General features: G+C 69.9%; 9 protein-coding genes. 3 read left to right on the forward strand and 6 right to left on the reverse strand.

Annotated features, from left to right (window positions below; all coding sequences use genetic code 11):
* Positions 1 to 10: 10 nt before the first annotated feature.
* The 6 genes from J4573_RS04490 to J4573_RS04515 all read right to left on the reverse strand — a co-directional run bounded on the left by J4573_RS04490 (position 11) and on the right by J4573_RS04515 (position 7,292).
* Positions 11 to 1,036: a hypothetical protein gene (locus J4573_RS04490; protein WP_208253948.1), complete on the reverse strand. Its 1,026-nt coding sequence runs from the start codon at positions 1,034 to 1,036 to the stop codon at positions 11 to 13.
* Positions 1,030 to 2,598 (reverse strand): M4 family metallopeptidase, encoded by a 1,569-nt coding sequence (locus J4573_RS04495; RefSeq protein ID WP_208253949.1) that lies wholly within the window; start codon positions 2,596 to 2,598, stop codon positions 1,030 to 1,032. The genes J4573_RS04490 and J4573_RS04495 overlap by 7 nt, the downstream gene beginning before the upstream one ends.
* Positions 2,595 to 4,193 (reverse strand): M4 family metallopeptidase, encoded by a 1,599-nt coding sequence (locus J4573_RS04500; protein ID WP_208253950.1) that lies wholly within the window; start codon positions 4,191 to 4,193, stop codon positions 2,595 to 2,597. The genes J4573_RS04495 and J4573_RS04500 overlap by 4 nt, the downstream gene beginning before the upstream one ends.
* Complete coding sequence (locus J4573_RS04505) at positions 4,190 to 4,675, reverse strand: hypothetical protein (protein ID WP_208253951.1); 486 nt, start codon at positions 4,673 to 4,675, stop codon at positions 4,190 to 4,192. Before J4573_RS04505 ends, J4573_RS04500 begins: the two co-directional genes overlap by 4 nt.
* A 303-nt stretch (positions 4,676 to 4,978) precedes the next feature.
* Positions 4,979 to 5,968: a winged helix-turn-helix domain-containing protein gene (locus J4573_RS04510; RefSeq protein WP_208253952.1), complete on the reverse strand. Its 990-nt coding sequence runs from the start codon at positions 5,966 to 5,968 to the stop codon at positions 4,979 to 4,981.
* An 82-nt stretch (positions 5,969 to 6,050) separates the two neighbouring features.
* Complete coding sequence (locus tag J4573_RS04515) at positions 6,051 to 7,292, reverse strand: epoxide hydrolase family protein (protein WP_208253953.1); 1,242 nt, start codon at positions 7,290 to 7,292, stop codon at positions 6,051 to 6,053.
* Positions 7,293 to 7,491: 199 nt separating this feature from the next.
* On the opposite strand from J4573_RS04515, the gene J4573_RS04520 reads away from it, so the two are divergent.
* The 3 genes from J4573_RS04520 (at position 7,492) to J4573_RS04530 (ending at position 12,516) form a co-directional block, all read left to right on the forward strand.
* On the forward strand, positions 7,492 to 8,622 hold the full coding sequence (locus J4573_RS04520; RefSeq protein ID WP_208253954.1) for a DUF5753 domain-containing protein: 1,131 nt from the start codon (positions 7,492 to 7,494) through the stop codon (positions 8,620 to 8,622).
* A gap of 81 nt (positions 8,623 to 8,703) precedes the next feature.
* A complete protein-coding gene (locus tag J4573_RS04525) occupies positions 8,704 to 9,501 on the forward strand; it encodes an SAM-dependent methyltransferase (RefSeq protein WP_208253955.1) in 798 nt (265 codons plus the stop codon).
* Positions 9,502 to 10,131: 630 nt separating this feature from the next.
* Positions 10,132 to 12,516, forward strand: coding sequence for a sensor histidine kinase (locus tag J4573_RS04530; RefSeq protein WP_208253956.1), 2,385 nt, complete (start codon positions 10,132 to 10,134; stop codon positions 12,514 to 12,516).
* Positions 12,517 to 12,526: the final 10 nt, after the last annotated feature.

Consider the following 12,526-nt stretch of genomic DNA (forward strand, 5'->3'; position numbering starts at 1 on the left):
CTCTCGGGCCTCAGCCGTCCGACGGCACGCGGACGTTGCCGTTGCCGCCGAGGAGCACGGCGGCGCCCTGGTCGCCCGCGAGCACGAACCCGTTGTCGACCTGCACCAGATCGTCGAAGTTGTAGTAGGTGTCGCCGATCTGCACGGGGGTCGCGCCCATGCCGACGATCACGCTGGAGGTGTAGCGGCTCGCGGCCCCGACCTTCTCGACGTTCGCGCCGAAGGTGGACTGCCCGATCACGTCGGTGTTCGGGCAGTTCAGCAGCTGGACGTTCATCTCCTGGAGCACCCGCTCGATCCGCATGTACAGCGCCGAGCCGTCCGAGGCGGTGTACAGGTGCAAGCCGACGATCTTGTGAGCGGGCGTGAGCGGCGCCATGAGGTCGAGCGCGATCAGCTCGGTCGCCCCGATCTGCCCGGGCAGCTCGACGAGCGCCGCGTCCACGGTGTTGACCCGGTCCGTGCGCAGGGTCGTGATGCGTTTGATCTTGCCGATGAAGTTCTGGCCGTTCGGCTGGAGGACCTGGCCGCCGGGCCCGGCACCGGTGCGCGAGCCCAGGGCGATGCCCGCGGTCAGCAGGCAGAGGGTGCCGTCGGTCTTGTCGATGACGACGCATCCGGCCGTGCCCGCCGCCGTGGTCGGGTTGTTCGTGATCATGCAGCCGGGCCGGACCGGGCGGATCACGTCCCCGATCGGGTCGACGGCGGCGGCCTTGGCCGAGGCCGAGGCCGCCGCCGAGCCGCTGAGCTCGAACCGGGCCGCCTGGATGACGTCGACGCCGTGCTGCTCGCCACCGACGGTCACCGTGCCGGGTACGAGCCGGCCAGCGGGGACCTGATCGCGGGGAAGCTTGCGTGCCACCGACACGATGACCACGGGCTCGCCCGTCACCGCGCCGCCTCGGCGGCGGAACCCGTACGCCACCGCCGTGCAGTCGGGGTTGGTGCGCACGGTGGTCAGCAGGGTCCGCTTGCCGCGCTCCAGGGTGGTGCGCTGCCGCGCGGTGAGCGGCCGCGGCTGGTTCTTCGTCAGCATTGGGCCTCTCCTGCCTGAGCGGGCACGTTCACCGCGTCCCACGCGTCCTTCACGGCCTTGTATCCGGCACAGCCGTCGGTGGACGCCCAGATGAGCGCCGCCTCCAGCGACGCACGGCGCACGTCCGCATAGCCCCAGTTCTGGAACTTGCGATTGAGCGTCTCCATGAAGATCTGTCCGGCGTGCCGGATCCCGACGCCCTTCACCTGCTTGCCGTTGCACGTGGGGCTGTTCGGCCTGTTGTGCGCGGCGTCATCGGGATTGGATCCCTCCGCCAGCAGGTAGAACCAGTGGTTCTGGACGCCGCCGCCCGCGTGCGGCTCCATGTACGGGACGTCCGCGGAGAAGCAGTCGGGGTCGCCGAGCTGGGACGGCTTGAACATGCTGCGGATCGGGCCGGGACCGACCAGGTCGACCTGCTCGGCGACCAGGTAGTCCGGGGTGTCCGGGGACGGCGGCGAATCGCCGTACCACTCGGTCAGCGTGCCGAAGATGTCGGCGGACGACTCGTTGAGCGCATGGGTCTCGGTGGTTCCCAACGCGCCGCCCGGCGTCTGCTGGTAGACCGCGTGACCCAGCTCGTGGGCGATCACGTCGATCGCGGTCGCCTGCTTGGTGCCGGCGCTGTTGTGGCCGAACGCGGCGTAGCCGATGTCCCAGTAGGCGTTGGTGTCGTTCAAGCCGACCCGCATGGGGAATCCGCGTCCTTCCCCGTCGTGCCCGTCGCGGCCGAGCCAGTCCCGCAGCATGTTCCATTCGCGTGCCGCCGCGTACATGGCGTCCGTGCAGGCCGTCTCCAGGTCCGTACCGCTGCCGTTGCCCCAGACGTTGTCGGTGCCGGAGTAGGTGCGGCCGTCCATCCCGCCGCAGCGCACGCCCGGCCGCAGCGGGTCCGACAGGCCGTAGCTGCGGCCGGAGAACGTGGTGTCGATGATGCGGGGCCCGTTGTAGAAGGTGTTCGCGGTGCCCTTGGCCGGGGTCGAGTCGGCGAGGACCTCGTCCCAGCGCATCAGCTCCTTGCCGGTCTGGGCGTCCACCAGCACGTGCGGGCGGCTGGGCATCCCGCTCCGGGTTCCGGCGAGGACGGTCTCGTACGCCAGCCGACCACCTTGGCGGTCGTGGTCGGCCAGGACGACGAGCCGGGGCTGCACGGACACCGCGAGCCCCTTCAGGCCGCGGGTCCTGGTGCGGGTCGTGGTGAGCGCGGCGGCGGCCGTGACGTTCGGGGCGGTGGCGACCGACAGCGGCGCGGACTGGCCGCCGCTGACATCGGTCACCTGGCCCGTCTTGTCGGTGACCACGACGAAGTCGCCGCCGTAGACCTTCAGGCCCGCGTACGTCCGGTCGTAGGCGACGTACTGGGTGCCGCGGGCTCCGGACACCACGCCCAGCCGCCTGATCTGATCGTGGGGCGAACGATGGATCCGGCCCGGTTGAGTGGCGATGAGATGGTCTGCGGCGTTGACGGCGAGCGTGCGCGGCGCAGGCTCGGCCCGTGCCACGGGGGCGGTGAACGCGACGATCAGACCGGCGGCCGCCAGGGCCGCGCTCTCGCGCCTCATCCGCGGACCCGGGAGGCGTTCGGGCAGTCGAGCGGCTCCTGTCCCTTGGCCGGGACGGCGACCGCGTTCCATGCCGCGCGGACGGTCTCCCACTCGGCGCAGGAGTTCGGGTACAGCTGCGCGGTCGCCTCCAGCGAGAAGAACCGCGCGGTCGGGTAGTCCCAGTAACTGAGCTTGCGGTTCAGCGTCTCCATGTAGATCGTCGCCGCCTTCCGCCGGCCGAGGCCGGTGATCGTGCTGTTGTCGCAGGTGGGGCTGTTCGGCCTGCCGTGCGCGGGATCGTTGGGCTTGGAGCCCTCGGCCAGCAGGTAGAACCAGTGGTTCTGGGGTCCGGCGGCGGTGTGCTCCTCCATGCCGGTGACCGAGTCGCTGTAGCAGTCGGGGTCGGGAACGCCGCTCCGGACCTTCTCCGAGGGCTTCCACATGTAGCGGTCCGCCGAGCCGAACTGCTCGAACATCATGTAGTCGGGCGGATCGGCCGGGACGCCCGCGTACCACTCGGTGAGCGTGCCGAGGATGTCGCCGGTCGACTCGTTCAGCGCCTGCTTCTCGGAGTTGTAGTGCTCGTCGCCGCCCGGCGTGTACTTGAAGACCGAGTGGCCGAACTCGTGGGCGACGACGTCGATGGAGGCCTGCCAGCCGGTGCCGCCACGACCGAGTTCCACCCGCCTGTCGTCCGACAGCCAGTGCGCGTTGGACTGGTCCCAGCCCACGCGGACGGGGAACGCGCGGCCGTGGGCGTCGAAGCCGTTCCGGTTGAACCACTCGCGGAGCAGGTCCCATTCGCGTTCGGCGCCGAACATCGCGTCCGCGCACGCGGTCTCCAGGCTGGAGGCGCTGCCGTCGCCCCAGGCGTTGTCCGGGCTGACGAACGTGCGGCCGTCCATGCCGCCGCAGCGCAGCCCGGGGCGGGTCGCGTCGTACAGCCCGTACTGCGTGCCGTCGAACGTGGCCTCGATGTTCTGCGTGCCGCTGTAGTGGGTGTTCGCCGAGCCGAGCGCGTCGCTGACCTCGCCCGTCCAGCTGCCCGCCGTCGCACCCGTGCGCGCGTCGGTCAGGACGTGCACGGTGGTGGGCGCCGCGCCGCGCCCGCCACCGTGGACCGTGGTCTCGTAGACGAGACGGCCGCTCCCGGTGGCCAGCACGGTCAGCCGCGGCGCCGAGGTGCCGGCGACGTCACCGGCCTTGACCTGCGCGGCCTTGGCCTGCGCCGCCCGGGTCGCGTCCGCCGGTGTGATCTTCGGGGTGGTCGGCGCTGACAGCACGGCGGCCTGGTTCACCGACGTGCTGAGCACCGTGCCCCCGGCGTCGGTGACGACCACGAAGTCACCGCCGATCACCGGCAGGCCCGCGTAGGTCCGCTCGTACGAGACGTACTGGAGGCCGGACGTTCCGGAGACGACGTCCTGGCGCACGAACCCGTCCCGGGACGACCGGCGGATCCGGGCGGGCTGGGTGGCGATCAGCCGTTCGGCGGCGGCGACCGCCAGGCCCTGCGGGCCCGGCCCGGCCTCCGCCCGCGCAGCCGGAACGGACATGAGGGCGGCCACGACGGCGGGCAGGGCCGCGACGGCGGCGAGATCGCGCCTGTTCACGGCCGCCGCCGCTGGGCCGCCAGGTCATGGGCGCCGCGGACGACGTTGCACCACTGTGCCGCGATCCAATCGTCGTCAGGCGCGAAGTGCTCGCAGATGACCGACACGGCCAGCGCCACGACCGCGACCAGGTCCGGGGGCGCCTGCTTCCCGGTCTGCTCGGCGACTCCGTCGAGGAAGCGCTGCCCGGTGACGCCCGGCAGCCCGGCCGTGATCAGCCGCCGCGCACCGGCGCGGGCCAGCTCGGCGCGGGCGGTCGGCAGCCCGTTCGTCGCCGTGTCCATCCGCGCGCTCGTGGCTCGGCCGGTCGCCGGGCCCGACTCCCAGTACTCGGGGAACGCGACCGGGAAGACCGCGACGGCGCGGGCGAGCTGCAGCACCATCGCCGACTCCTCGGCGGTGAACTCGCCGGTCGCCGCCGTCGCGGACGCGGCGGGCACGGCCGTGGCGGCGGTGGCGGCGAGCGTGACGGTGCCGGTCACGCCGGTCGCGCGCAGGAAACTACGCCTGGAAATGCCTCCGGGGAAAGGCACGCCAGGCCTTTCAGACTCACTCATCCGAACTGACTCCATTCCGGACCGAACAGCGCAGCGAGAAGAACTGTGTGCGTAGGGTGGGCGTTTCTCGCATCAGAATTGCTGGGACGGCGCAGGTGACTGCCGTTCAGAACAGGGGGTGACTAGCCGTTTCTCACCTTAACCCAGCTGATCCACAACGGCCCCGATGAACATTTCGAAGTTCATTGAACTGTAGGGACGCCGATACGAATAGCGACGCGGGGCCGCTCAGGCGGAGAAGAGCTCCACGAGTGCGGAGCCGCGCCCGGTTCGCTGCACATGGATCTCGCGGCCGTCCCGGCGGCGCGCGATGAGCCCGGCCGACTCCAGCCGGTCGCAGTGATAGGTCACCACGCTGGGCGCGTACTGGACGCGCCGCGCCAGAGTCCCCATCGTGAGCGGCCGGTCCAGCCCGGCCAGGATGCGGGCGCGCACCTCGCCCATGACGACCGCCAGCATGTCCTGCCGGGGCGTGGGCGCGGCGTCCGGCACGGCATCGGCCAGGGCGCCGGCCAGCCCCGGCAGCGGGTAACCGATCCACACCGCGTCCGGGCTGTCGAGGCGGGCGATCAGTGCGTCCGGGCCCGCGAGCATCGGCATCAGCACCAGGCCGCGCGACCCGATCGTGAACCTCTCGGGCTCGAAGTCGGGGAAGCTGAAGGTTCCGTCGCGGAAGCTGCAGCCGCCGTGCAGGTCGTCGAGCACGACGTCCAGCGACCTGCGGGCGGTCGCCACGGCCACGCGCTCGACCTCGCGGTCCAGCAGCGGCCGCATCCGCGTCCACAGCGGGCACAGCGCCGTCCAGGTCTCCTCGACGAGGTCGGCGTAGCCGTGCAGCCAGCGCTTCGGGTCGTCCACCGCCTCCCGCCAGTGCACCGGCGGCGTGCCGCGGGTGATGACCTCCAGCTCGGCGAGCAGCGTGTCCGGCGGCGCCTCGTGCAGCATCGCCACCTGCGAGGGGACGTCCAGGTCCTGGGTGAAGTCGCCCGGCAGCACCACGTCGGGCAGCACGCTGAACCCGGGCCAGGCCAGCGACCGCACCACCATGTCGTCCTGCGCCGCGGCGGTCGACCGCACCAGCCGCCGCCAGCTCTCGGGAGCGCCGCGGGCACGCCCCGACAGCGCATCGGTGATCAGCGCCAGCATCGACAGCGCCGGCGTCAAGGTGATCGACACGGGGACCCGTTCAAGCCGTTCCATCACCAAGCTCGTCCGCATCACACATCCGCGATACTAAAAGGGTGAGCCGCCCCCGCAATCATCAAGGATGAATGGCCATTCATGCCACCCCGATGAGCGTCTATCCGCGCGGCCTGCGGTCGTGGAACGTGCGGCGTAGGTCGCTCACCCACTCGCCGGGAATCTCCCAGGGGATGAAGTGGCCGCCATGGTCGTGGGCGTTGACGTTCACGTGGTTGAACCAGCCGGCCTGCGGGCCGCCCTCGAACGCCCGGACGCGTTCCTCGGTGCCATGGACGCCGGGCGGGTTCTCGTAGGTGACGAACGTGAGCCCGACCGGCGCCTGCACGACCGGGCTCCGGTCATGGGCGGGCGCCCACGGGTACCGGTTGGCGTTGGCGTAGTAGCGCATCGACGTGGCGATGGAGTTGTTCACCCAGTAGATCGTGGCGTGGGTGAGCAGGTCGTCCTTGGTGAAGACCGACTCGACGTCGCCACCGCTGTCGCTCCAGGCGTTCCAGCGCTCCAGCAGCCAGGCGAGCAGCCCGGCGGGCGAGTCGCTCAGCCCGTGTGCCAGGGTGGCGCCGTCGAGCATGTGCACGTTCAGGTGCGACGCCGAACGGCGGTCCATCTCGATGATGCGGGCCCGGATCTCGGCGGGCTGGTCATCGGTGAGGGGCCGGTTCCGGGCGAAGTCCCAGGCGCGCGGCCCGTTGAAGAAATCGAGCGGCAGCCCCGAGCCGATGTGGATCCCGTACAGCTCGCCGGGGTACTTGTGGCCGAGCTGGCTGGAGACGATCCCGCCGATGTCGCAGCCCCCGGCGGCGTACCTGTCGTACCCCAGGATCTCGGTCATCAGGCTGTGCCAGAGGTCGGCGACCTTCCAGAAGTTGACGTCGGGGAAGCCGGTGAGCGGCCCGGGGAACCCGAAGCCCGGCAGCGACGGCACGATGACGTCGAACGCGTCGGCGGGGTCGCCGCCGAACGCCGCCGGGTCCGCGAGCGGGTCGATCACCTTCGACCAGTGCCAGAACGTCCACGGCCATCCGTGCGTGAGGATCAGCGGGATCGGGCGCGGCCCGCGACCGGGTTTGCGCATGAAGTGCACCGGGACACCGTCGACGCTCACCCGGTAGTGCTCGTAGGCGTTGATCGCGGCCTCGGCCTTGCGCCAGTCGTACTCGTCCCGCCAGTACGCGACCAGCTCGCGCAGGTAGGCGGCCGGGACGCCGTACGACCAGTCCTCGTTCCCCTCGTCCAGCGGCGGACGAGTCAGCCCGAGCCGGACGCGCAGATCCTCCAGCACCTCGTCGGGCACATGGATCGGCGTCGGCTCCAGCGGGAAGGCGCGTGAAGTGCTCATAGAAAATGGATCATATGCCCGCCTGGGGGTGAACCATGAAGTACCGATCGGTATCCGTCAGCGCCGTCGCCACGTTGCTTCTATCCGGATTTGCCGAACTCTGCCCAGCTGACGGTGAAAGGTGATTCTTTGTGTCATGTGACCGGTCCTACGGGGGCTTCTGCCAGGACCATGGCCACCATCACGGAACCATCGACGAATGGATCGGAACGACGACATGCCACTAGGAGATCGCGCGCGCTCATCCAGCGCGGTCGCGGCCCTTCTCGGGCGGAACCGCGAGATCGCCGGCAGTCCTTCCCTTGTGACCATCGAGCGGAAATCCCGGAACTGGAACGAGCAGGGGATCGTCGTGCGCGGCGTCAAGGTCACACCGGTGGCGAGGTCGACTGCTCACGATCTCCTTCGGCAGAAGACCAGGCGCGTGAGCCGGGAGTTCGCCGAGTCGTTCTGGGCCGTCCTCTACCGGATCGCCGACCAGGACCCTGAGCTGGACACCGCCACCATGCACTCACTGCGGGAGCTGCGCGCCTGCTTCGCCCAGGCCCGCACGGCGGATGCCGACACGCCGCCCGGCCTGATGCACAGGTCGGCTCCGGGCGATGACGACGACCCCGAGTCGTCCCTGTGGACGGGCCTGGGCCTGCGGAAGGTGGACAGCCCCGGCCAGCACGACCGCGTCTACCAGGCGACCGTGCGGATGCTGATCCGCGCCCACCTGGCCGATGCCTGGTGGCGCGACCACGAAGACGCCATGCCCGCGGGGTTCGGCGCGTACCTGACGCTGGAACGGGAGGCCAGCGGCATCCGCACCCATGCCCCCGACCACATTCCGGGCCTGCTGCAGACCGAGGACTACGCCCGGCATTCCATCCGGCAGAACTTCCCCGGCCTCGACGAACCGACCAGGGAGCGACGGGTCGAGCTGCAGATGATGCGGAGGCAGGTGCTACGGCGTTCCGACCCGCCCGCCTACTGGGCCATCATCGGCCCGCGCGCACTCCGTGACCGGACCGTGCCGGCCCAGGTCATGCGCCGCCAGGTGGAGCATCTGCTCACCATGGCGAACTTCACCAACGTCAGGGTCCAGCTCGTCACCGATCCGGACGCCGACCGCCTGCTGCCGTCGGCGACGACGATCATGCGCTTCTACGAGCAGGGCTATTCGGACCTGGTCTATCAGGAACACGACGATTTCGGCACCTACCACGTCAACGGTGCGGAGGTCGCGGATTTCCAGCTCCGGTACAGCAGGCTCCTGATCAAGGCGCTGCGGCCCGAGCAGACGCTGCGCACGCTCCTTGAGATGCGCGCCCGATTCCGGTCATGAGGTCGTTGATACGTGCGCCGTTGCCGGATGTTTGGTGTTATGTGAATTACCGCACCTGGCCGCCTGGCACGGAGGATCGAGATGACCACCGAGAATCCCGGGAAACCAGAAATCGACACCACCGTGCCCCACTCGGCGCGGATCTGGAACTACTGGCTGGGGGGAAAGGACAACTTCCCCGTGGACCGCGAGGCCGGCGACAAATACGCCGAGACCTTCCCCGGCATCTTCGACATGGCCCGCGCCTCCCGCGAGTACATCGGCCGCGCCGTCACGTTCCTGGCCGCCGAACGGGGCGTCCGCCAGTTCCTGGACATCGGCACCGGGCTGCCCACCGAGAACAACACCCACCAGGTCGCCCAGCGAGCCGCGCCCGAGTCCCGCATCGTCTACGTCGACAACGACCCGCTCGTCCTCGGCCACGCCCGCGCCCTGCTGACCAGCAGGCCCGAGGGCGCCACGTTCTACCTCGACGCGGACCTGGAGGAGCCCGAAAAGATCCTCGAGCAGGTGACCGAGCTGCTGGACTTCTCCCAGCCCGTCGCCCTCATGCTCATGGGGATCCTCGGCCACATCCGTGACTACGAGAAGGTCACCGCCATCGTCGGCCGCCTGCTGCAGGCCCTGCCGCCGGGCAGCTATCTGGCCGTCTACGACGGGACGGCCACCGACCCCGACCTGCTCAAGGCCCAGGAGGACTACGACGACACCGGAGCCGAGCCCTACCGCCTGCGCTCCCCCGAACAGCTGACCGCGCTGTTCACCGGGCTCGAACTGGAAGAGCCCGGCGTCGTCCCGATCACCCACTGGCACCCGGAGCCGAGCCCGCTCCCGCCCCTGGAGGTCAACGCCTACGGCGGCGTGGCCCGCAAACCCTGAGAGTCACCGGCGAACGGGAACGGTTGATGAAACCCGACGGATCACACCGTCGGTCCCCCATACAGGGCCTTTGACGCTAGGCTTCAAGCCTTGCCCACTTCCCGTCGAAACCGCCAGCGTGCCACCGAAAGAGCTCACCGGCCTCATTTCTTCGAGGCTTGCACATAAGCACCGGGTGAGTGAGGCCGCCGAGGAGCGGTACGGGAAATGGGCAGCGACACTTCAAAGCGTGACAAACCGTGAAATATGACCGCGAATTGGCGACGCCTCCGCGTGACGGTGACCCGGATCGTCAACAGCAGTCAATGAAACGAATTACACGCGTGTGACCTGCTAGTTTGGCCACAACGGACACATGAACCTGGCGGCCGGGTCATTGAAAATGACCATGGAAAATGCCCATTATTGAGACAGTGGTAGACACAATTCGCAGACCTAACGGCCATTGCTTTAGACCAATTCCTTGATAGCTCTTGCCGATCGACACGCCCATCTGCCTATAGTCCCGAGAACAGGCCACGACACCCGAACGCAAGGTTCGGCTCCCACTGTCGGGCCCAGATTCTCGAGGGCGGTGAAATGGGCTCAGTACGCCGTACGCGGTCAGCGAAGCGAATGATTGTGTCCCTGTTGGTCCTGCCATTGACGGCTCTGCTGCTGCTGTGGGGATTCGTCGTTGTCTTCGCGATCGGCGACAGTATGCGGCTGGTCAATGCGAACACCTTCGACAGCAAGGTGGTGCGGCCGACCGAGTCGCTCATCTCCGAGTTGCAGAACGAGCGCCGGATGTCGCTGGCGTTCCTGGCCGACGACCCGTTCATCGGCCGGGTCGGCTTCGACGCCCAGCGGGTGCGCACCGACCAGGCGCGCGACCGGTTCGCCGCCGCCGCCAAGAGCGGCGACCTGGACGGGGCGACCACCGAGGAGACCCGCCAGCGGATGCGGACGCTGGTCGCCAAGCTCGGCGACCTGCCGCCGGTCCGCCAGAACGTGGACAACAAGCGGGTCTCCAGCCCCGAGGTGCTGAACGACTACACCGGGCTGATCGAGGCGGCCGGAGCGATCTATGACGCGGCCTACCCCGGTGAGCCCGACATCGGCCGTGACACCAGGACCCTGATCGGCTTCCAGACGGCCCGCGAGCACATCAGCTACGAGGACGCGCTGATCACCGGTGCGCTCGCCAGGAACCGGCCGACCCCGGGCGAGCAGTCCGAGTTCGCCCGGCGGGTCGGCGCCCACCGGCTGCGCTACGCCGAGCTCGCCCAGGCGCTGCCGGCCGCGGACCGCCGGCGGCTGGCCGAGCTGGTCGGCAGCCCGGCCTACCGCGAGCTGTCCGCCCTGGAGGACCAGGTGATCGCCTGGCAGGCGGTCGACATCGGCGCCTGGCACGACCGGTCCGACGCGGCCGTCAAGGCCATCGACGCGTTCAAGAACCAGATCCGCAGCCGGCGGCCGGGCGACATGGAGGCCTGGCGCGAGAAGTCCGAGGCCGCGGTCAAGTCCATCGACGAGATCGGCAAGTTCCGGCAGCAGACGATGGAGCGGCAGCCGGTCGACCTCGGCGCCTGGCACGCCAAGTCCGAGGCGGCCATGAACGCCATGGTCGACTTCGAGGACCAGACCCGCCACGGCATCTCGGGCCGTGCCGCCGCGCACGCCCGCGGCGTGCTGATCCGGCTCGGCCTGGCCGGCGGCATCGGCCTCGCGGCCGTGATCGTCTCCGCGATCGTCGGGGTTCGGCTGGGCCGCCGCCTGGTCGCGGAGAACCGCGAGATGGTCCACACGGTGGAGAACTTCGCCACCAAGCAGCTGCCCGCCCTGGCGGGACGCATCCAGAAGGGCGAGCACGTCGATCCCGACGCCGACTCGCCCCCGAACAGCTTCGAGCTGCGCGAGATCTCGCAGGTCTACGAGGCGTTCGCCGAGGCCAGGCGCGCGGTCGTGCAGGCGACCGTCGCCGAGGCCGCGACCCGGCGCGGGCTGGGCGAGGTGTTCGTCAACCTGGCCCGCCGCAACCAGGTGCTGCTGCAGCGCGTGCTGAAGCTGCTGGACGGCATGGAACGCCAGGCCAAGAGCCCCGACGAGCTGGCCGAGCTGTTCACCATCGACCACCTGGTCACCCGCATGCGGCGGCACGCCGAGGGCCTGGTCATCCTGGCCGGCCGTTCCGCCGGACGCACCTGGAACGCTCCCGTCCCGATCGTCGACGCGGTCCGCGCCGCGGTCTCGGAGATCGAGCAGTACCAGCGGGTCAAGGTCCAGCCGATGCCCGAGACGCACGCGCTGTCGGGCACCTCGGCCGCGGACGTCATCCACCTGCTGGCCGAGCTGATCGAGAACGCGGTCATGTACTCCCCGCCCGGCACCCAGGTCACCGTGACCGCCCAGACCGCCGCGCACGGCGTCGCCGTCGAGGTGGAGGACCGCGGCCTCGGGCTTGACCCCGACAAGATGGCGATGCTCAACCAGACCCTCTACGAGGCTCCCGACTTCGACCTGTTCGACAGTGCCCGGCTCGGCCTGTTCGTCGTCGCGCGGCTGGCCGCCAAGCACGACATCCGGGTGCTCCTGCGGGCCTCGCCGTACGGCGGCACGACCGCGATCGTCCTGCTGCCCGACAGCATGCTCGCCGACCCCGACGCGGACACCGGCGTCGAGGTGGACGCGCAGGGACCCCTCGTTCAGGTGCCACTGCCCTCCCTCCCGCCCGAGCTCGAGTCCGACCGGCAGCCCCTCCCGCTGGAACAGGGCGGCGGCGAGCGGCCGCGGCTCCAGCTCGACCCGGTGGACGAGTCCGTCGGGACCGATGACGACGAGCTCCCCCAGCGGACCAGGCAGCAGAACCTGGATCCCCGGCTGCGGGACCGCCAGCCCACCGCCCAGGAGGCGATGCCGGTGCCCGCCGCCGCGGATCGCCCGACGGAGCAGCTCCGCAGCCGGCTCTCGGCGATGCAGGACGGCTGGAAGCGCGGGAGGGAAGCGGCAGAGCAAGAACGACGGTCAGGCAAATGACACTGAGGAG

Source organism: Actinomadura barringtoniae, assembly GCF_017573505.1.
Lineage (GTDB): Bacteria > Actinomycetota > Actinomycetes > Streptosporangiales > Streptosporangiaceae > Spirillospora > Spirillospora barringtoniae.